The sequence below is a fragment of the Delftia sp. BGA-UO-ETr-SB1 genome (assembly GCF_059567865.1).
This window is the reverse complement of the sequence record NZ_JCAQOW010000005.1, coordinates 426,522-445,288: the sequence shown is the minus strand read 5'-3', so window position 1 is coordinate 445,288 and position 18,767 is coordinate 426,522. Positions and strand designations below refer to the sequence as shown.

Below are 18,767 nucleotides of genomic sequence, written 5' to 3'. Positions count from 1 at the left end.
GGCGGGGTATCCACTGGTTCGCGGGTTCCACCCAGTGGGACGGCTTTCGGGCCTGCATATATTGATGGCGTCATGTCACTGGACGCCCGCCGATCTCCCTTTTTCCAGGCACTGCTGGCATCCCAGGATGCTCCGCAGCTGCCGGATTCACCCTCGCGGCCGCGCGCGGCCACAGGCTGGGGCGCCATGCGCTGCACGGTGCTGGCGCTGGCCGCTGCGGCCGTGCTGCTGGCGGGCCTTGGCAGTGCCTGGTGGGTCTCGCACAACATGCGCCAGCAGACACTGGAGCGCGCCATGGCCCGGCAGGCCGACGAGGTCGATACCGTGGCGCGCATGCTGGCCGCGCGGCTGGAGCAGCAGCAGCGCCTGCTGTGGGTGCTGGCCCAGGGCATTGCCGACCAGGGCAGCGACCCGAGCCGGCTGATGGGCGAGATGCTGCGCGGAGACGCATCCGTGCGGCTGTTCGACACCCTGCAACTGGCCGACGCGCGTGGCCAGTTGCAGCTCAGCCTGCGCGGCGGCCGTTCCGAGCCCCTGGTCGATCTGGACGAAGGCGTGCGCGACGTGATGCGGCGCAGCCTGGCCGATGGCCGGCCGGTGGTCTCCACCATGGTGCGCAAGGGGGCTGATCCCGGAATGATGGAGTTGCTGTACGCCGTGCCGCTGCGCACCGGCAACGGCACGGTCAGCGGCGTGCTGTCGGCCGGAGTGCGCATGTCCGCCCAGGCCCTGCTGCCGCCCAGCATCGATCCCTCGCGCTCCGGCGGGCGCCTGCTGGTCATGCAGCGCGACGGGCAGATCCTGGCCCACTCCGACCCCTCGCGCTGGTCGGCGCGCGCCGAGGCCGAGCCCGGCCTGGGCGCGGACTGGCTGCAGGACCCTGCGGCCGGCTCAGTGCAGGTGGGCCCCGACACCCAACGGCGCGGGGGCTACCTGGTGACGACGGCAGGCATGCCGCTGCCGCAGTGGCTGGTGGTCAGGATCACCCCCGAGGAAGCCATTGCGCCCAGCCTGGCGCCGCGCGTGCTGTGGTGGCTGATGGCCGCCGTGGCCGGTGTCGCTGGCCTGCTGGTCCTGCTGCTGATCCTGGTCACCGAACCCATGGCGGCCCTGCACCGCACTGCACGCCAATGGCTGGCGAGCCAGGGAAGACTCATTGCCGAGGAGCCCGATCCCGCGCCCGAACCCGAGCCGGGCCATGCCGAGGAAGGCGGCTGGCGCATGCCCTGGACCCATGCCTGGGGCGAAGCCTCCACGCTGTGGCAGGCCCTGCATCGCCTGGGGCAGATGGGGCAGGAGCAGGCGCACGAGGTCGGCCGGCTGCAACTACAGCTGCAGACGCTGATGGACTACGCGCCCGTGGGCCTGGTGGTCACGCGGTCGGCGCATCTGGAGCTGGTGGGCCTGCAGGCCGCGCGCATGCTCGGCTACCCGCCGCGCGAGCTGCAGGGGCAGGCGATACGCCAGCTGTGCGCCTCCGACGCGGCGCACATCCAATTGCTGGAGCGCGTGCGCAAGGACCTGGACATGTACGGCCAGTTCGACAGCGAGCAGTGCTTTGTCCGCAAGGACGGCCGCCCCATCTGGGTGCGCCTGCACGGCCAGAGCCTGCAGCGCCTGCAGCGCGGCCTGGAGCCGCGCGCCGTGGTGCCGGCAGACCCCACCCTGGTCTGGGTGGTCGAGGACGTGACCATGCAGCGACTGGTGCGCGAGCAGCCGGGCTGGAAGGCCATGCACGATCCGCTGACCCTGCTGCCCAACCGCGAGGCCTTTGCCATGCGCCTGCATGAATGGCTGCAGGAATGCAGTGCCGCCCAGCGCCTGCCGGCCGAGGCGCTGCAGCAGGGTGAATCCGCCCTGCAGCAGAGCGACAACACCGCCGTCGCCACGGTCGAGGAGGCGCAAGAGGCGGAGGAAGAGGCGGCGGAGGAGACCGTCGGCCTGCAGCAGCATGGCGTGATCCTGTTCCTGGACCTGGACCACTTCGCCCACGTCAACCAGCAGGGCGGCCATGCGGCGGGCGACGAGGTGCTGTGCCACATGGCCCGGCTGATCGACAGCGTGGTCCGGCCGCTGGGCTGGGTGGCGCGCCTGGGCGGTGATGAATTCGCCGTGCTGCTGGCGGGCACCTCGGCGGAGCAGGGCATGCTGCTGGCGCAAAGCCTGTGCATGGCCGTGCAGGACTGGGAAGGCGCGCACGAGGGCCAGCGCTACCTGATGGGCGCCAGCGTCGGCATGGTGGTGCTCGATGCGCGCCAGCACACGGTCAGCAGCGCGCTGCGCTCGGCCGACATGGCCTGCTATGCGGCCAAGCGCAAGGGCCGCAACCGCGTCGAGGTGCTGGAGGCTGCATGAGCGCCGCGGCCGTGCCTCACTCGAAGGATTCGCTGAAGCGCCGCAGTCCTTCGGGATCGATCAGTGTCAATGCGCCATAGGAGACGCGGACCGCTCCGATGTCCTCCAGCTCCCCCAGGGTGCGATTGACGATCTGGCGCGATACGCCGGCCAGGCTGGCCAACTCCTCCTGCGACATGCCCAGGTGCCGGTTGCCGTTGTCCGGATACAGCCTCGAGTCGGTCAGCTCCGAGATGCAGTGCGCCACATGGCGGCTGGAATGGTGCAGCCGCGCATGCTCGCAGCGGCCGATGAACTGGCCCAGGCGCGCATTGAGCTGGTCCAGCAGGAAGCGGTTGAAGCCGAGGCTGCGCTCCAGCAGCCAGTGAAAGGTGCTGGCCGGCATCAGCGCCACCAGCGTATCCTCGATCGCCGTTGCGTCGAACGGCCAGCATTCGTGCTTGAGCAGTGTGCCCTCGCCGAACCAGCAACCCGGGGTAAAGGTGGCCAGCGTGGTGCTGCGCCCGGTAGGCGACAGCGCATGGATCTTGACCGCTCCCTGGACTACACCGGTCCAGTGGCCGGCCCGGTGCGTCTTGTGGCAAAGCGGGGTGCCGGCCGGTATGTGCCGCAACAGCACCTCCCGCCGCAACCTGAGCAGGTGGGCCCTGCTCAGGTGGGGCGCAAAGGGCGCGGACTTGAGGACGGCGTTGATCGTGGGCGGCTGCATGGTGCTTGATGCAAATCTTCAATGGAAGTCTGCTGCTTCATTGCATGAATTGGCACGCTGCAAACCCTGATCACCGGCCCCCGGACGCCTGCGGGACTTCGCGCAAGGCGCAACTCAATCGTTGCGCGAGACCGGTGCAGGCCCGGCCTTGGTGCCCGCCGGGCCGGCACTGAAATCGGTCAGGAAGGCCGCCTCCTGGCTCTGGCCCCTTCCGGCCTGGCTCCAGTCGCACACTCCCGTCGCAAACACTGCGGCAAGGCGCTTTTGCTGGGCCGGGCTGAAGGTGATGCCGGCGTACTCCGGGCTGGAGAACGAAAGGGGCTTGAGCTGGCACTGGTAGATGTCCTCCGCGAGCGGACCTCCGGCCACCTGGCGTGGCGACAGGGTCGGCTTGAGGGGACAGGCTGGGTCGTCCAGGGCCAGGACTTTGTCGAGATCCGAAGGGACGGCTCCCGTTGCGGCGATGCATCCATCCCTGACATCCGAAGGCCTGTTGCGCACCACTTTCTGTGCCAGCGCCGCGCCGGTGGTGTCGCGCTCCACGGCGGTCAGCCAGCGGTCCATCATGACAAAGGCCTCGCGTCGCATGGCCGGGGCGATCAGCAGCGGGGCCATACCCTTGCTGGCACGGATCACATGGTTGTCATGGTGGCCGTTGGCGGCATCCAGCCGCGCGCGTTGCTGCAGGCTGCGCCAGGTCATGTGGATGTCGCTGCCGCCCTCGGGCCGCAGGTCAATGATGGCCACCTGGGACAGGTTCCTGCCGTTGCTGGTGAGGCCACTGCTGTAGAGCCTGGGCAGCAGGCTGGCCACGGCCCGCTCGCGGGCTGCCGGCCGGGACGCAGTGCCGCCGGTCCAGTCCATGTCGTTGGTGTAGCTGCCGATGCCTTCGTTGAGCTGCACGAAAGCCTCCGCGTCGATGGCGCCCGACTGCAGCGCCTTGAGTCCGTACTGCAGGCCCGTGTTGTCATACGGCAGCTGCGGCTTGGTGTGGCCGTCGGTGTCCTTGAACGTCCCGAACACCGGGACCAGCATGTCGTGGATCGAGCAGCGCACGCCCTGGCCGCGTGTGCGCGGGTCGTAGACGATGGAGGCGGGAAAGCCCACGCCGCAGTTGTCGGGCAGCCGGGGGTTCTGCGGGGCGATGAAGCTCCCTACCCATTTGTCGCAGTAGCTGGCCGGATGGCCATTGATGGCGGCCTTCGCGGTGTCGCTCAATGCCTGTCCTGCGGCCGTCCTGTAGTAGCTGGACAGCAGGCCGCAGTCGCGTGTTTCCATCCAGGTGGACACAGCATCGGGATAGCTCAGCCCCGTCTGTATGCCCTGCAGCAGACCCGGCATGGCGGAGGCGATCACTGTCTGCATCATGGAGCCACCCGAGTCGCCGTCGCCCATGGTGTAGCGCACTTCGCCGTAGTTCTCGATCAGATGCTCCTTGATGCGCATCATGTTCTCGGCGGCCAGCAACTCGTTGTTGTTGTGCAGGTGGTTGGTCAGCATGGCTTTCACGACCATGTGTCCAGCCGCGAGCGCGTTGGGGTCGAAAGGCAGGCTGCCGCTGAACTGGTCGAGGAGGTTGACCGCCGGCTCCTGGAAGCGATTGCCGGAAGCGGCTGCGCCGAATCGCCACAGCACCTTGCCGTTCCATCCCTTTTGCGGCTCCCAGGGCGTCCAGGCCTGCGCGGGGTCATGGTAGGCCAGGATCTGGAAGGTGCCGCGGCCCATGACGCCAGTTTCCATGCGCAGCAGGTGCTTGACCGTATCTCCGCGGTCGTTGGTGAAGTCGGCGATCTCGCTGTCGGCCGGGCGCTGCGATGGGTCGTAGGCCACATGGCAGGGCATGGCGCCTGCCGGACCCATCGTGCAGGCACTGCCTTGCCTGGCCTTGGGCATGTAGTAGTAGGTGTACTGGGTCCTGGTATTGCACTGGACATCCACCGGATCGGTATCGAGACCGCTGACGCGCGTGGTCACGGTCGCCGAAAGTGCCGTGCCGGGCACCGAAACGGTGGCTTGCGCGCCATTGCGCGTGGCGCAGATCCACGGCGCGGTCTGCGGCCCGGCGAAGATGGGATCGCCCCGGCCATGGTTGGTGATGTCCAGCCGTGCCCTCGCGCTGCCGGCCGCCGTGGCGGTGAGGGTGTTGGCGCCCACCTTCAATCCCTCGACCCGGCCCAGAATCCGGCCATTGGCGCGCTGGGCGAACCGGGCGGTGACATCCGTGCCATTGAGCGCCACCTTCAGTGCACCGGGCGGGCTGCCCTTGGGCAGCACAATTTCAATATAGGCATTGCCGTCGCTGATCATGTCGGCCCGGTTGGACAGGCTGCGTATCTCGATGACACCCAGGCCTGAGTCACCGCTGCCGCCGCAGGCGGTCAGCACACTGGCGAGCGTGGCTGCGGCCACCATGCCCGAAAAAGGGGTTGGCTGTTTCATCGTCTTGTCTCCTGCAATCCACTTCCTTTTGAAGCGATTTCATTGAATCACGCTAACAGTCTGCAAGTCTGTATAGGTTTGGACAATGGTTTGCCGGCGACTGGCTCGCATATTGCATGCGCTGCGTGCACAAGTGTTTAACCGCCCCTGCCCAGGGCATTCTTGGTGCTTGTATCTAGCTGGCGGGGGTCATGGCTGGGTTACGCTGCGGGCTCCCCATGACCTGCGGCGCGTCTCCGGCGCGACCGCTCTTTTTTTCGCTGATTGCTTCGCTACATGCGCGACCAGGCCCTGTTCGACAAGATTGATCTGCACCTGATACGGGTGCTGCACACGGTGCTGACCGAGCGCAGCGTCTCGCGTGCCGCATTGCGCCTGGGCATGCACCAGCCGGCGGTGTCCGCTGCGCTCAAGCGCCTGCGTGACCTGGCCGGCGATTCGCTGCTGGTGCGCTCGGGCGCGCACATGCAGCCCACCGAGGCCGGGCTGCGCATGGTGCAGCCGGCCGCCGACATCCTGCGCGCGGCCGAGGGCCTGTTCAGCGATGCGCGCCATTTCGATCCCCGTACCTCCACGCGCACCTTCCGCATCGCCGCCAGCGACTACCTGGACCCGCTGTTCCTGCCGCGCCTGGTGGCCCATCTCAAGACCGAGGCGCCCGGCTGCCCCGTGGACATCCTGGCGCTCAACGGCGACGCGCACTACGAGGTGCAACTGGCCCAGGGCGACGTGGACGTGGTGATCGGCAACTGGCCCGAGCCGCCGCAGGGCCTGCACATGGCCAGCCTGTTCGAGGACGAGGTGGTCTGCCTGGTCAGCCCCCAGCACCCGGCCGTGCGCCGCGGCTGGGACGTGGCCCAGTGGCTGGAGGCCGAGCACATCGCGCCCACGCCCACCTATCCGGGCGCACGCGGCGTGATCGACGACCAGTTGTCCCGCATGGGCCTGCAGCGCCAGGTGGCGGCACGCTGCGCGCATTTCAGCCTGATCCCCGACATCGTGGCCACCAGCTTGCTGGTGCTGACCACGGGGCGGCTGTTCTGCGAGCGCTTCAGCCAGCGCCTGCCCCTGGTGATCCTGCCCTGCCCGGTGGAGTTCGCGCCGCTGGTGTACTACCAGCTGTGGCACGCCCGCACGCACATGGGCGCCTCCACGCGCTGGCTGCGCGACGCCGTGCGGCATGTGGCCCTGATGTCCCGTGCCCGCTAGGCGATGGCGGCAGGAACCGCCTTTTTGGTGAACAAAGTGGTGGTCGATATGAGGGCCGCCGAGGCGGTTTCAAGGACTTGTGTTCCAGTTTGTTGCAGAAATTGAAAGACAATCCCAGCCATGAATCCCCCCGATACAGTCCCCCTGCCAGCCGCCGCACCGCCCCGGCTGCAGCTGACAGGCATCACCAAGCGCTATCCGGCGGTGGTGGCCAACAACGGTATTTCGCTGACCGTGGGCGCCGGCGAAGTGCACGCCATCCTGGGTGAGAACGGTGCCGGCAAGTCCACGCTGATGAAGATCATCTACGGCGCCGTCAAGCCCGACGAGGGCCGCATCGAGGTCGATGGCAAGCCGGTCCACATCCGCAACCCGCAGGAGGCGCGCCAGCTGGGCATCGCCATGGTGTTCCAGCATTTCAGCCTGTTCGACACGCTGTCCGTGGCCGAGAACGTCTGGCTGGGCCTGGACAAGAGCCTGCCTCTGGCCGAGGTGGTGAAGCGCATCGAGTCCACGGCCCATGACTACGGGCTGGAGGTCGATCCCCACCGCCCTGTGCATACGCTGAGCGTGGGCGAGATGCAGCGCGTGGAAATCATCCGCGCCCTGCTCACGCACCCGCGCGTGCTCATTCTTGACGAGCCCACCTCGGTGCTCACGCCGCAGGCGGTGGAGAAGCTCTTCGTCGTGCTGCGCCGCCTGGCGTCCGAGGGCTGCTCCATCCTCTACATCAGCCACAAGCTGCACGAGATCCGTTCGCTGTGCACGGCCTGTACCGTGCTGCGCGGCGGGCAGGTGACCGGCGTGTGCAACCCGGCCGTGGAGAGCAATGCCTCGCTGTCGCGGCTGATGATCGGCTCGGAGCCGCCCGAGCTCACGCACCGCGAATCCCAGGTCGGCGCCAGCGTGCTGCGCGTGCAGGGCCTGGCGCTGCCGCGCTCGGAGCCCTTCGGCGTGGACCTGCATGGCATCCAGCTCGATGTGCGCGCGGGCGAAGTCGTGGGCATCGCTGGTGTCTCGGGCAATGGCCAGAAGGAATTGCTGTACGCCCTGTCCGGCGAGGACACGCGCGCAGCGCCCGAAATGGTGCAGATTGCCGGCCGGGAGGCGGGGCGCCTGGGCCCCGGCCGACGCCGTGCGCTGGGCCTGCACTTCGTGCCGGAGGAGCGTCTTGGCCGTGGCGCCGTGCCCAGCATGGGCCTGGCGCACAACCTGCTGCTGACGCGCAAGACCGCGCTGGGCGCGGGCGGCTGGATCCGCATGGGCCAGTTGCAGGAGCAGGCGCGCGCCATCATCGCGCGCTTCAACGTCAAGGCCGGTGGCCCCAACGCGGCGGCGCAGTCGCTGTCGGGCGGCAACCTGCAGAAATTCATCGTGGGCCGCGAGATCGATGCCAGGCCCAAGCTGCTCATCATCTCCCAGCCTACCTGGGGGGTGGACGTGGGGGCGGCCGCGCAGATCCGCGGCGCCATCCTGCAATTGCGTGACGAAGGCTGCGCCGTGCTGGTGCTCAGCGAGGAGTTGGACGAATTGTTCGAAATATGTGACCGCCTGCATGTGGTGGCCAAGGGCCGGCTGTCGCCCTCGGTGGCGCGGGCCGATGCCACCGTGCAGCAGATCGGCGAGTGGATGAGCGGCCTGTGGGACGGTGCTGCCGCCTCTAACGCCGCCCAGAATGCCGCCAGGGGAGGCGCCCATGTTCAAGCTTGAGCAACGCCCCCAGGCCTCGAAGCTGTGGACCTACGGTTCGCCCGTGCTGGCGCTGGCCATCACCGTGCTGATCGGCGTGTGCCTGTTCGTGATGCTGGGCAAGGACCCGGTGCGCGGCCTGCAGGCCTTCTTCTGGGACCCCGTCAAGTCCACCTATGCGCTGGGCGAGCTGGCCGTCAAGGCCACGCCGCTGCTGCTGATCGCGCTGGGACTGGCCGTGTGCTTTCGCTCCAATGTGTGGAACATCGGTGCCGAAGGCCAGTTCGTGATCGGCGCCGTGGCCGCAGGCGGCGTGGCGCTGCTGGCGGACAAGACCACGGGCCCGTGGATCGTGCCCGCCATCCTGGTGGCCGGCATGCTCGGCGGCATGGTCTGGGCCGGCATCGTGGCCCTGCTGCGCGACCGCTTCAACGCCAATGAAATCCTGGTCAGCCTGATGCTGGTCTACGTGGCCACCCTGGTGCTGGGCTTTCTGGTCTACGGGCCGTGGAAGGACCCCATGGGCTACAACTTCCCGCAGACCAAGACCTTCGAGCGCGTCACGCAGATCCCCAAGCTCATGCAGGGCATGCGCACCAACATCGGGCTGCTGCTGGCGCTGGCTGCGGCGGCCATGCTGTGGGTCTTCCTGTTCCGCACCCGCGCCGGCTTTGCGCTGCAGGTCGGTGGCCTGGCCCCGGCTGCCGCGCGCTACGCGGGCTTTTCCTCGCGCCGCGCGCTGTGGACGGCGCTGCTGATCTCGGGCGCCGCCGCCGGCCTGGCCGGTGCGCTGGAAGTGGCCGGCCCGCTGGGCCAGCTCACTCCCTATGTCCCGGCTGGCTACGGCTTCGCCGCCATCATCGTGGCCTTCGTCGGCCGCCTGCATCCCGTGGGCATGATCTTTTCCGCGATTCTCATGAGCATGTTCTATATCGGGGGCGAACTCGCCCAGTCGCGCCTGGGCCTGCCCAAGGCGCTGACCGGCGTGTTCCAGGGCCTGCTGCTGTTCACGCTGCTGGCCTGCGACACGCTGGTGGCCTACCGCGTGCGCTGGGTGTCCCGCACGCCCGTGGTCCCGCCCGCAGCGGCGCCTGCCGTCAAGGAGGCCCGCTGATGGAATCCTATGCACTGCTGTTGGGCTCCACGCTCAGCGCCGGCACCGTGCTGGCGCTGGCCGCGCTGGGCCTGCTGATCAATGAAAAGGCCGGCATCGTCAACCTGGGTGCCGAGGGCATGATGCTGTGCGCCGCCATCGCGGGCTTTGCCGCCGTGGTCCACACGGGTAGCACCACCGTGGGCTTTCTGGCCGGCATGGGTGCGGGCGCGCTGCTGGCCGCCATCTTCGGCGTGCTGGTGATCTGGCTGAACACCAACCAGTACGCGACGGGGCTGGCCCTGTCGCTGTTCGGCACGGGCTTCTCGGCCTTCCTGGGCCTGGGCTATGTGCAGGCGCGCCTGCCCGAGCTGCCCAAGTTCGCCGTGCCCTGGCTGTCCGACTTGCCCGTGGTCGGCACGGCGCTGTTCCGCCTGCACCCGCTGGTCTATGGGGCCGTGGTCATTGCGGCGGCCCTGGTCTGGTTCCTTTACCGCACGCGGGCCGGCCTGGTGCTGCGCGCCGTGGGTGAGTCGCCCCAGTCGGCCCATGCGCTGGGCTACCCGGTGCGCCGCATCCGCCTGGCGGCCGTGGTCTTCGGCGGCGCCATGTGCGGGCTGGCCGGAGCCTACATCTCCACCGTCTACACGCCGCTGTGGGTGGAGGGCATGGTGTCGGGCCGGGGCTGGATCGCGCTGGCGCTGACCACCTTTGCCACCTGGCGCCCTGCGCGCGTGCTGCTGGGCGCCTACCTGTTCGGCGGCGTGACCATGCTGCAGTTCCACCTGCAGGCCACGGGCGTGCAGGTGGCCAGCCAGCTGCTGTCCATGCTGCCCTACCTGGCGACCATCGTCGTGCTGGTGCTGATCTCGCGCAATCCGGCCTGGATCCGTGCCAACATGCCGGCCTCGCTGGGCAAGCCCTTCTACCCGGGCTCCTGACGCTTTCATTTTTTCTCTCTCCCTCCAGAACCACAAAAGGACAAACGCATGCCCGCTTTGCGCGAACGCACCCTGAAACCTGGCCTGAAAAGCACGCTTGTGAAGATGATCGGCCTGTCGGCCATCTCGGTAGCGGCCCTGACCGCCTGCGGCAAGAAGGAAGAGGCCGCAGCGCCCGCTCCCGCTCCCGCTGCCGCGCCTGCCGCCCAGGCGCCGGCCGAGAAGCTCAAGATCGGCTTCATGTACGTCAGCCCCATCGGCGACGGTGGCTGGACCTTCCAGCACGAGCTGGGCCGCAAGGCCATCCAGGAGAAGTTCGGCGACAAGGTGGAAACCTCCTTTGTCGAAAGCGTGCCCGAGAGCGCCGATGCCGAGCGCGTGATGCGCGACATGGCCGGCCAGGGCAACAAGCTGATCTTCGCGACCAGCTTCGGCTACCAGGAGTTCGTGCAGAAGGTCGCGGCCGACCTCAAGGACGTGAAGTTCGAGCACGCCACCGGCTACAAGAACGCCGACAACGTGGCCACCTACGACACCAAGACTTTCGAGGGCGCGTACCTTGCCGGCATCGTGGCCGGCGGCATGACCAAGACCAAGACCATCGGCGTCGTGGCCTCGGTGCCGATTCCTGAAGTGGTGCGCAACATCAACAGCTTCGTGCTGGGCGCGCAAAGCGTCGATCCCTCGATCAAGGCCAAGGTGGTCTGGGTGAACGAATGGTTCGCCCCGCCCAAGGAGTCCGAGGCCGCCACCTCGCTGATCAACGGCGGCGTGGACGTGCTCTACCAGAACACCAACTCCCCGGCCGTGCTCAAGACGGCCGAGGAACGCGGTGCGCGCGCCTTCGGCAAGGACGGCGACATGAGCGCCTTCGCGCCCAAGGCCCACCTGGGCTCGGCCGTGATCGACTGGACGCCTTACTACAGCAAGGTCACCCAGGACACGCTGGACGGCAAGTGGCAGGGCGGCTCGTTCTGGTGGGGCGTGAAGGAAGGCGCCATCGACCTCGTGAAGATCGCCGACGACGTGCCCCAGGACATCAAGGACAAGGTCGCCAAGGCACGCGACGGCTTGAAGGACGGCAGCTTCGCCGTCTGGACCGGCCCCATCAAGGACAACACCGGCAAGGAAGTGCTGACGGCAGGCCAGGTCGGCGACCTGGGCTTCATGACCAGCATCAACTTCTTCGTCAACGGCGTCGAAGGCAAGGTGCCGGGCGCCAAGTGATCCGGCGGCAGTCCATGCAACAAGGGCCCTTCGGGGCCCTTTTTTCTGCCGCGATCCGCCAGACGGGTCCGCCCTATGCACCACGATTGTGCAAAGCCCCCAAAATGTGGTTTTCCCGCATGCCTGTTGGCTCTGGCGCAGCCGGCTGGCGCCATTCTTGCTTTATTCTCGGGACCCATCGCGGCGGGTCTGCGCCCCTGCGGACACCGCCTTCTTCCTGCCTGCCGCAGGACCACTTGAGGAAACTTCGATGACTGATCTTCACAAACGCTCCCTGATCAAGGTGGCAGCGCTGTCGGCCGTGGCCGCCGCCGCGCTGGCCGGCTGTGGCAAGAAGGAGGAGGCCGCGCCTGCGCCCGCTCCTGTTGCCGAGGCCCCTGCTGCCGCTGCAACCGAGCCTTTGAAGATCGCCTTCGCCTACGTGGGCCCCGTCGGTGACGGCGGCTACACCTTTGCCCACGACCAGGGCCGCCTGGCGCTGGAGAAGGAATTCGGCGACAAGATCAAGACCTCCTATGTGGAAAGCGTGCCCGAGGGCGCCGACGCCGAGCGCGTGCTGCGCGACATGGCCGCCAACGGCAACAAGCTGGTCTTCGGCACCACCTTCGGCTACATGGAGCCCATCCAGAAGATCGCTCCCGACTTCCCCGATGTGAAGTTCGAGCACGCCACCGGCTACAAGACCGCCGCCAACGTCAGCACCTACGACAGCCGCACCTACGAAGGTGCCTACCTGGCCGGCATCATCGCGGGCTCCATGACCAAGTCCAATGTCCTGGGCGTGGTCGGCTCCGTGCCGATTCCCGAAGTGCTGCGCAACATCAACAGCTTCACGCTGGGCGCACAGTCCATGAACCCCAAGATCAAGACCAAGGTGGTCTGGGTCAACGAGTGGTTCGCACCCCCGAAGGAAACCGAGGCTGCGACTTCGCTGATCAACGGCGGCGCCGACATCCTGTTCCAGAACACCGACTCCGCCGCCGTGCTCAAGACGGCCGAGGAAAAGGGCAAGCGCGCCTTCGGCTGGGACTCCGACATGACGGCCTACGGCCCCAAGGCCCACCTGGGCTCGGCCATCATCAACTGGACGCCCTACTACACCAAGACCGTTCGCGAGATGCTGGACGGCAAGTGGAGCAGCCAGCAGACCTGGTGGGGCGTGAAGGAAGGCGCGATCGACATCGTCTCGCTGGCCGATGACGTGCCCGCCGAAGCCAAGGCGAAGATCGAAGAGGTCAAGAAGGGCCTGAAGGACGGCACCTTCCACATCTGGAAGGGCCCGATCGCAGGCCAGGACGGCAAGGAACTGCTGGCCGCCGACGCCGTGGCCGAGGACAAGTTCCTCACGGGCATCAACTTCTACGTCAAGGGCGTGGAAGGCAAGGTGCCGGGCCAGGACAGCAAGTAAGACAGACGCCAGGCCGCCCGGCGCAGGCCGGGCTGCCCGCTGCCGCCAGGGCCGCCTTCGGGCGGCCTTGGCGTTCATGCGCAGCACAGGTGCCGTACCTGTGCTGCGCATCGAGTGGGTTTATGCTCGCTCCCAGCCGCGGCCTGCCCGCCGCCGCGGCACAGACAGACAGCAAGAGATTCCCCCCATGATCGAAAACTCCCTCTGGCATCCCGTGGCCCAGGCCCACGAAGTTGTCGATGCGCCGCTGGGCGTGCAACTGCTGGACCAGCCCCTGGTGCTGTGGCGCGATCCGCAAGGCCTGGTCCGCGTCTTCGTGGACCGCTGCCCGCACCGTGGCGCACGCCTGTCCATGGGCCGTGTCGAGAACGGCCACCTTGAATGCCCCTACCACGGCTGGCAGTTCGCCGACAGCGGCCAGTGCGTCAAGGTGCCGGCCCTGCCCAGCTTCACGCCGCCGCCCTCGCAATGCGTGAAGGCCTTCGAGGCACAGGAAGCCTACGGCCTGGTCTGGGTGCGGCTGGCCACGGGCGAGGAGCTCTCGGCTGTTCCGGCCCTGGCGGCCCTGGCGGCACTTCCAGCCTTTGAAGCCGAGGCGGACGCGCACCTGCGCAAGCTCAACTGCGGCCCCTATGACGTGGCCGCCAGCGCGCCGCGCATCATCGAGAACTTCCTGGACATGTCGCACTTCGGCTTTGTCCACGAAGGCTGGCTGGGCAGCCGCGATGCCACGGCCATCGAAGCCTATGCCGTGGAGACCACGGCCACGGGCGTGCTGGCCACGGGTTGCAAGGCCGTGCAGCCGCAGTCCAACCTGCACTCCACCAGCGCGGCCGAGGTCGAGTACACCTACGAAGTCACGGCGCCCTATGCTGCCGTGCTGACCAAGCTGCCCGAGTCCGGCACCACCCGGGCCGGATGGCGCGAGTCCATCGCCCTGTTCATCTGCCCCGTCACGCCCGAGACCAGCCGCGTCTGGTTCCGGCTGGCCGTGGCAGACTTCGATTCGCCCGACGCACAGCTGCAGGAATTCCAGCACACCATCTTCTGCCAGGACCAGCCCGTGCTGGAGTCGCAGCAGCCCAAGTGCCTGCCGCTGGACCCGCGCGCCGAAATGCACTCTGCGGCCGACCGCATGTCGTCCGCCTACCGCCGCTACCTCCGGGCCAGCGGCATCACCTTCGGAGTCTGCTGATGCACACCGTACCCGCCGTGGATGCCGCGCATCTGCCCCAGTTGCTCAAGGCCATGCCCAAGGCCGAGCTGCACATGCACATCGAAGGCTCGCTGGAGCCCGAGCTGATCTTCGCCCTGGCCCAGCGCAACGGCGTGAAGCTGCCCTACGCCAGCGTGGAAGACCTGCGCCGCGCCTATGCCTTCACCGACCTGCAAAGCTTTCTGGACATCTACTACGCCGGCGCCAGCGTGCTGCTGTACGAGCAGGATTTCTACGACATGGGCCGCGCCTACCTGACGCGCGCCGCGCAGGACAACGTGGTCCATGCCGAGATCTTCTTCGACCCCCAGACCCACACCCAGCGCGGCGTGGGCATGGAGACCGTGATCAACGGCCTGTACCGCGCCTGCCGCGATGCGGAGATAGAGCAGGGCATCTCGTCGGCGCTGATCCTGAGCTTTCTGCGCCACCTCAGCGAAGAGGACGCCTTCGCCACGCTGGAGGCCGCGCTGCCGCTGCGCGACCGCTTCATCGGCGTGGGGCTGGACAGCAGCGAGGTCGGCAACCCGCCCGAGAAGTTCGCCCGCGTGTTCGCGCGCTGCCGCGAGCTGGGCCTGCACCTGGTCGCGCATGCGGGCGAGGAGGGACCTCCCGCCTACATCTGGGGCGCGCTGGACGTGCTGCATTCCGAGCGCATAGACCACGGCGTGCAGGCCGCGCGCGACGAGGCCCTGATGCAGCGCCTGGTGCGCGACGGCGTGCCGTTGACCGTGTGCCCGCTGTCCAACCTCAAGCTGTGCGTGGTGTCCGACCTGGCCCAGCACAACCTGCCCCAGCTTTTGGAGGCAGGGCTCAAGGTCACGGTCAACTCCGATGATCCGGCGTACTTCGGCGGCTATGTGAACGAGAACTACCTGCAGCTGTTCGCCGCCACGGGCATGAACTCGCAGCAGGCCTGGCAGCTGGCGGTCAACAGCTTTGACGCCAGCTTCGTCACGCCCCAGCAGCGCGCCCACTGGATGCGCCAGCTGGAGGCCGTGTTCACGCGCTACGCCGCCCTGGCCTGACTCCGTTCAGGCCAGCGCCTGCCTGAGGCGCTCGGCATGCTCCTGCAGCGCCTGCATGCCGGGCTCCTTGCGCGGCCAGCCCAGGCCCACGCCGTCGCCCTCGTGGCGCGGCAGCACATGCAGGTGGAAGTGGAAGACGGTCTGCCCGCCCGCCGCGCCATTGGCCTGGAACAGGCTGATGCCATCGGGGTCGAACGCCGCCTGCACGGCCTGCGCCACGCGCTGGGCCGTGCGCATCACGGCACCGGCCTCGTCGGGCGTGAGGTCCAGCAGGGTCACGGCATGGCGCTTGCTGGCCACCAGCACATGGCCGGGATTGACCTGGCCGATGTCCATGAAGGCGATGGTCTGCTCGTCCTCGAACACCTTGGCGGACGGGATCTCGCCCGCCACGAGGCGGCAAAAAAGGCACTGCCCCGGGGGCGAGGTATCGACGAACATCGGCATGGTCTTGTGCTCCTTGGTGGTTGCTTGGGGTTGGAATTTGCCGACGATCTTAGAGCGTGTTAAGCACTTTTAAGTACCCGCGTTGGTTCTGCGCGCTGGTGATCGCAAGGCGCAGTGCGCCGCCAAGGCTCATGCCTTGGCAAGCGCTGCAACGCCGCGAGCGCCTGCGCGCAGAGCCAACCCTTCGGGAAAGCCGGGAAATGGGCCCGGCCCTTCGTTGCAGCACACTTGCGGTATGGCAACCGCGGCGCGCGCTGCGCCTCGTTCCGGGCCCATTTCCCGGCTTTCGCGGGCACTTAAAAGTGCATAACACGCTCTAGTGGACGGTATCTGCCGTCCCTTATGGAGGCCATAAGCGCAGGCCCAGGCAGCCCTCGGGGCCGCTGCCTATAATCGCGCCCCGCACCGGCCGCTGCCCATGGCCGGTGCGTTTTCATTTCCGGGCCATGTAGAGGAACACCATGTACAAAAACCTCGCAGCCGCAGTCGCGGCTGCAAGTCTTGTATCCACGGCCTTGTCCCAAGGCCATCCCGCCCCTTCATCCCCCGCAGGTTCCGCGCCCCTCAAGGCCGCCTTCGTCTATCTGACGCCCGTGCTCGACGCCGGCTGGACGCGCCAGCACGACGAGGGCCGGCGCGCCTTGCAGGCGGCCCTGGGCCCGCGCGTGCAGACCCGTGCGGTGGACAGCGTGCCCGAGGGCCCCGACGCCGAGCGCGTGCTGCGCGACCTGGCCGCCTCGGGCAACCAGCTGATCTTCACCACCAGCTTCGGCTACACCGAGTCCGTGATGCGCGTGGCGCGCGACTTCCCGCAGGTGAAGTTCGAGTCGGTCACGGGCTTCAAGCGCGCCGACAACGTGGCCACCTCGAATGCGCGCTACTACGAGGGCCGCTATCTGTCGGGGATTGCCGCAGGCCGTGCCAGCAAGACGGGCGTGGCCGGCTTCGTGGTCGGCTTTCCGATTCCCGAGGTGCTGCAGGGCATCAACGCCTTCACGCTGGGCATGCGTTCGGTCAATCCCAAGGCCACGGTCAAGGTGGTCTGGCTGGATACCTGGTTCGACCCGCCGCGCGAGCGCGATGCGGCCATGGCGCTGTTCAACGGCGGCGTGGACGTGGTGTCCTTCCAGGTCGCATCCACCGCCGTGATGCAGGCCGCCCAGGAGCGCGGCCGCATGGCGATTGCCTACCACTCCGACATGCGCAAGGACGGGCCCGACGCCCAGTTGCTGGCCGTCACCCACCAGTGGGGCGACTACTACACGGCGCGCGCCAAAGCGGTGCTGGGCGGCAGCTGGAAGAGCCAGGACACCTGGGGCGGCGTGCGCGAGGGCATGATCCGCGTGGAGGGCTTCGGCCCCAAGCTGCCGCCCGCCGTGCGCGAGGAAGTGCTGCAGCGCCAAAAGGACATGGCCCAGGGCCGCCTGCAGCCCTTCAAGGCCGGCGACCAGCCGGTGCGCGACAACCAGGGCCAGGTGCGCATTCCTGCCGGCAAGCAGCTGGATGATGCGCAGATCCTGCAGATGAACTGGCTGGTGGAAGGCGTGCAGGCCACCCTGCCCAAGTGATGCGGCCTGCGGGGCGTCCGATCCTGGCGTAAACCCTAGGATGGCGCCTGCCGATGGCGCCTATAGCGCTGCGGATATGGCATCTGCCTGTCCGCCCGCTAAGCTTGGCGGCATGCAAATCTACCGTTCCTCATTGCTGCGTTTTGCCGACGATGGCCAGGCGCTCTACGACGAAGACGGCCTGCTGGCCGTCGCCCCGGATGACAGGGGGCAGCAGCGCGTCGTCGCCGCCGGCAGCTGGCAGGCGCTGCAGGCGCAGTTCACCGGACAGCCGGGCGCCGAAGTCACCCATCTGCCGGGCCGCATCCTGGCGCCAGGCTTCATCGACCTGCACATCCACTATCCGCAGACCGATGTGATCGGCGCGCCCGCCGCCGGCCTGCTGCCCTGGCTGGAGAAATACACCTTTCCGCACGAGTCGGCCTTTTGCGAACGCGCCCATGCCGACAGCGTGGCCGAGTTCTTCCTGGACGAGCTGCAGCGCAACGGCGTGACCACGGCGCTGGCCTTTGCCACCTCGCACCCGGGTTCGGTCGATGCGCTCATGGGCGCGTCGCAGGCGCGCGGCATGCGCATGATCACGGGCAAGGTGCTGCAGGACCGCCACAGCCCCGACGGCGTGCGCGACCAGACCGAGCAAAGCCTGATCGATACCGAGACCCTGATTCAGCGCTGGCATGGCGTGGACCGCCTGGGCTACGCCATCACGCCGCGCTTTGCGCCCACCAGCACGCACGAGCAGCTGCGCGGCGCGGGCGAGCTGGCCGCACGCTACGCCGATGTCTGGATCCAGTCGCACGTGGCCGAGAACCTGGACGAAGTGCGCTGGGTGGCCGAACTCTTTCCGAAGGCCCGCAGCTATCTGTCGGTCTACGACGACTTCGGCCTGATGCGCGAGCGCGCCGTCTACGCGCACTGCATCCACCTGGACGATGAAGACCGCGCACTGATGCGTGAACGCAGCACCGCTGCGGCCGTCAGCCCCACCAGCAACCTGTTCCTGGGCAGCGGCTTCTTCGACTTTGCGCGGGCCGATGCCGCGCAGTTCCTCTACGGCCTGGCCAGCGACGTGGGCGGCGGCATGAGCTTCAGCCCCTTCCGCACCATGCAGGCCGCCTATGTGGCGGGCCGCGAGGGCCAGACCAAGCAGGGCCTGAGCCTGTCGCCGGGCAACCTGTGGTGGCAGCACACGGCGGGCGCGGCGCGCGCCCTGGGCCTGGCGGGCCAGGTGGGCAACCTGCAGCCGGGCTGCGAGGCCGACTTCGTGGTCATCAACCCGACCTGCACGCCGCTGCTCGAGCGCAAGACCCGCCAGGCCGAGAGCCTGGACGAGCTGCTGTTCGCCATGATCATCCTGGGCGATGACCGCCTGATCGAGCGCACCGTCGTTTCTCAAGCAAAATAGCGCCTTTGCGCCAGTGCCCTGCCGGGTGCTGGC

General features: G+C 67.9%; 14 protein-coding genes. 11 read left to right on the top strand and 3 right to left on the bottom strand.

Annotation, left to right across the window (positions count from 1 at the left end; genetic code table 11):
* Nucleotides 1–72: 72 nt before the first annotated feature.
* Nucleotides 73–2,355, top strand: coding sequence for a sensor domain-containing diguanylate cyclase (locus AC57B5_RS12135; protein ID WP_496399612.1), 2,283 nt, complete (start codon nucleotides 73–75; stop codon nucleotides 2,353–2,355).
* A gap of 16 nt (nucleotides 2,356–2,371) precedes the next feature.
* On the opposite strand, the gene AC57B5_RS12130 is transcribed toward AC57B5_RS12135, so the two are convergent.
* Nucleotides 2,372–3,064 (bottom strand): Crp/Fnr family transcriptional regulator, encoded by a 693-nt coding sequence (locus AC57B5_RS12130; RefSeq protein ID WP_496399611.1) that lies wholly within the window; start codon nucleotides 3,062–3,064, stop codon nucleotides 2,372–2,374.
* A 114-nt stretch (nucleotides 3,065–3,178) separates the two neighbouring features.
* Entirely contained in the window at nucleotides 3,179–5,503 is a 2,325-nt protein-coding gene (locus tag AC57B5_RS12125) for a DUF6351 family protein (RefSeq protein ID WP_496399610.1), read from the bottom strand.
* Between the two features lie 276 nt (nucleotides 5,504–5,779).
* Here AC57B5_RS12125 and AC57B5_RS12120 point away from each other — a divergent pair, with 276 nt between their 5' ends.
* From AC57B5_RS12120 to AC57B5_RS12085, 8 genes are all read left to right on the top strand, one after another.
* The gene (locus tag AC57B5_RS12120; protein ID WP_012204057.1) at nucleotides 5,780–6,712 is read left to right on the top strand and encodes a LysR family transcriptional regulator; all 933 of its coding nucleotides are present in this window, start codon (nucleotides 5,780–5,782) and stop codon (nucleotides 6,710–6,712) included.
* A 120-nt stretch (nucleotides 6,713–6,832) separates the two neighbouring features.
* Nucleotides 6,833–8,422: an ABC transporter ATP-binding protein gene (locus AC57B5_RS12115; RefSeq protein WP_496399609.1), complete on the top strand. Its 1,590-nt coding sequence runs from the start codon at nucleotides 6,833–6,835 to the stop codon at nucleotides 8,420–8,422.
* Nucleotides 8,409–9,515, top strand: a complete 1,107-nt coding sequence (locus AC57B5_RS12110) for an ABC transporter permease (RefSeq protein ID WP_012204059.1) — start codon at nucleotides 8,409–8,411, stop codon at nucleotides 9,513–9,515. Before AC57B5_RS12115 ends, AC57B5_RS12110 begins: the two co-directional genes overlap by 14 nt.
* Nucleotides 9,515–10,435 carry an ABC transporter permease gene (locus tag AC57B5_RS12105; protein WP_013803692.1) on the top strand — a complete coding sequence of 307 codons (921 nt, stop codon included), beginning with the start codon at nucleotides 9,515–9,517 and terminating at the stop codon, nucleotides 10,433–10,435. The genes AC57B5_RS12110 and AC57B5_RS12105 overlap by 1 nt, the downstream gene beginning before the upstream one ends.
* A gap of 48 nt (nucleotides 10,436–10,483) precedes the next feature.
* Nucleotides 10,484–11,662, top strand: a complete 1,179-nt coding sequence (locus AC57B5_RS12100; RefSeq protein ID WP_496399608.1) for a BMP family ABC transporter substrate-binding protein — start codon at nucleotides 10,484–10,486, stop codon at nucleotides 11,660–11,662.
* A 250-nt stretch (nucleotides 11,663–11,912) separates the two neighbouring features.
* Complete coding sequence (locus tag AC57B5_RS12095; RefSeq protein ID WP_012204065.1) at nucleotides 11,913–13,070, top strand: BMP family ABC transporter substrate-binding protein; 1,158 nt, start codon at nucleotides 11,913–11,915, stop codon at nucleotides 13,068–13,070.
* 187 nt (nucleotides 13,071–13,257) lie between these two features.
* Entirely contained in the window at nucleotides 13,258–14,265 is a 1,008-nt protein-coding gene (locus tag AC57B5_RS12090) for an aromatic ring-hydroxylating dioxygenase subunit alpha (RefSeq protein ID WP_017404023.1), read from the top strand.
* The gene (locus AC57B5_RS12085; protein ID WP_141829535.1) at nucleotides 14,265–15,314 is read left to right on the top strand and encodes an adenosine deaminase; all 1,050 of its coding nucleotides are present in this window, start codon (nucleotides 14,265–14,267) and stop codon (nucleotides 15,312–15,314) included. Before AC57B5_RS12090 ends, AC57B5_RS12085 begins: the two co-directional genes overlap by 1 nt.
* Before the next feature lie 6 nt (nucleotides 15,315–15,320).
* Here AC57B5_RS12085 and AC57B5_RS12080 read toward each other — a convergent pair whose 3' ends face one another.
* The gene (locus AC57B5_RS12080) at nucleotides 15,321–15,761 is read right to left on the bottom strand and encodes an HIT family protein (protein ID WP_353178079.1); all 441 of its coding nucleotides are present in this window, start codon (nucleotides 15,759–15,761) and stop codon (nucleotides 15,321–15,323) included.
* Nucleotides 15,762–16,222: 461 nt separating this feature from the next.
* On the opposite strand from AC57B5_RS12080, the gene AC57B5_RS12075 reads away from it, so the two are divergent.
* The gene (locus AC57B5_RS12075) at nucleotides 16,223–17,329 is read left to right on the top strand and encodes a BMP family ABC transporter substrate-binding protein (RefSeq protein WP_496399607.1); all 1,107 of its coding nucleotides are present in this window, start codon (nucleotides 16,223–16,225) and stop codon (nucleotides 17,327–17,329) included.
* Between the two features lie 112 nt (nucleotides 17,330–17,441).
* Nucleotides 17,442–18,734, top strand: coding sequence for a guanine deaminase (guaD, locus tag AC57B5_RS12070; RefSeq protein WP_496399606.1), 1,293 nt, complete (start codon nucleotides 17,442–17,444; stop codon nucleotides 18,732–18,734).
* Nucleotides 18,735–18,767: the final 33 nt, after the last annotated feature.

Bases quoted from the DNA above. Each gene is read 5' to 3' on its own strand.
- AC57B5_RS12135 (WP_496399612.1), top strand. From the start codon at position 73: ATGTCACTGGACGCCCGCCGATCTCCCTTTTTCCAGGCACTGCTGGCA.
- AC57B5_RS12130 (WP_496399611.1), bottom strand. From the start codon at position 3,064: ATGCAGCCGCCCACGATCAACGCCGTCCTCAAGTCCGCGCCCTTTGCG.
- AC57B5_RS12125 (WP_496399610.1), bottom strand. From the start codon at position 5,503: ATGAAACAGCCAACCCCTTTTTCGGGCATGGTGGCCGCAGCCACGCTC.
- AC57B5_RS12120 (WP_012204057.1), top strand. From the start codon at position 5,780: ATGCGCGACCAGGCCCTGTTCGACAAGATTGATCTGCACCTGATACGG.
- AC57B5_RS12115 (WP_496399609.1), top strand. From the start codon at position 6,833: ATGAATCCCCCCGATACAGTCCCCCTGCCAGCCGCCGCACCGCCCCGG.
- AC57B5_RS12110 (WP_012204059.1), top strand. From the start codon at position 8,409: ATGTTCAAGCTTGAGCAACGCCCCCAGGCCTCGAAGCTGTGGACCTAC.
- AC57B5_RS12105 (WP_013803692.1), top strand. From the start codon at position 9,515: ATGGAATCCTATGCACTGCTGTTGGGCTCCACGCTCAGCGCCGGCACC.
- AC57B5_RS12100 (WP_496399608.1), top strand. From the start codon at position 10,484: ATGCCCGCTTTGCGCGAACGCACCCTGAAACCTGGCCTGAAAAGCACG.
- AC57B5_RS12095 (WP_012204065.1), top strand. From the start codon at position 11,913: ATGACTGATCTTCACAAACGCTCCCTGATCAAGGTGGCAGCGCTGTCG.
- AC57B5_RS12090 (WP_017404023.1), top strand. From the start codon at position 13,258: ATGATCGAAAACTCCCTCTGGCATCCCGTGGCCCAGGCCCACGAAGTT.
- AC57B5_RS12085 (WP_141829535.1), top strand. From the start codon at position 14,265: ATGCACACCGTACCCGCCGTGGATGCCGCGCATCTGCCCCAGTTGCTC.
- AC57B5_RS12080 (WP_353178079.1), bottom strand. From the start codon at position 15,761: ATGCCGATGTTCGTCGATACCTCGCCCCCGGGGCAGTGCCTTTTTTGC.
- AC57B5_RS12075 (WP_496399607.1), top strand. From the start codon at position 16,223: ATGTACAAAAACCTCGCAGCCGCAGTCGCGGCTGCAAGTCTTGTATCC.
- guaD (WP_496399606.1), top strand. From the start codon at position 17,442: ATGCAAATCTACCGTTCCTCATTGCTGCGTTTTGCCGACGATGGCCAG.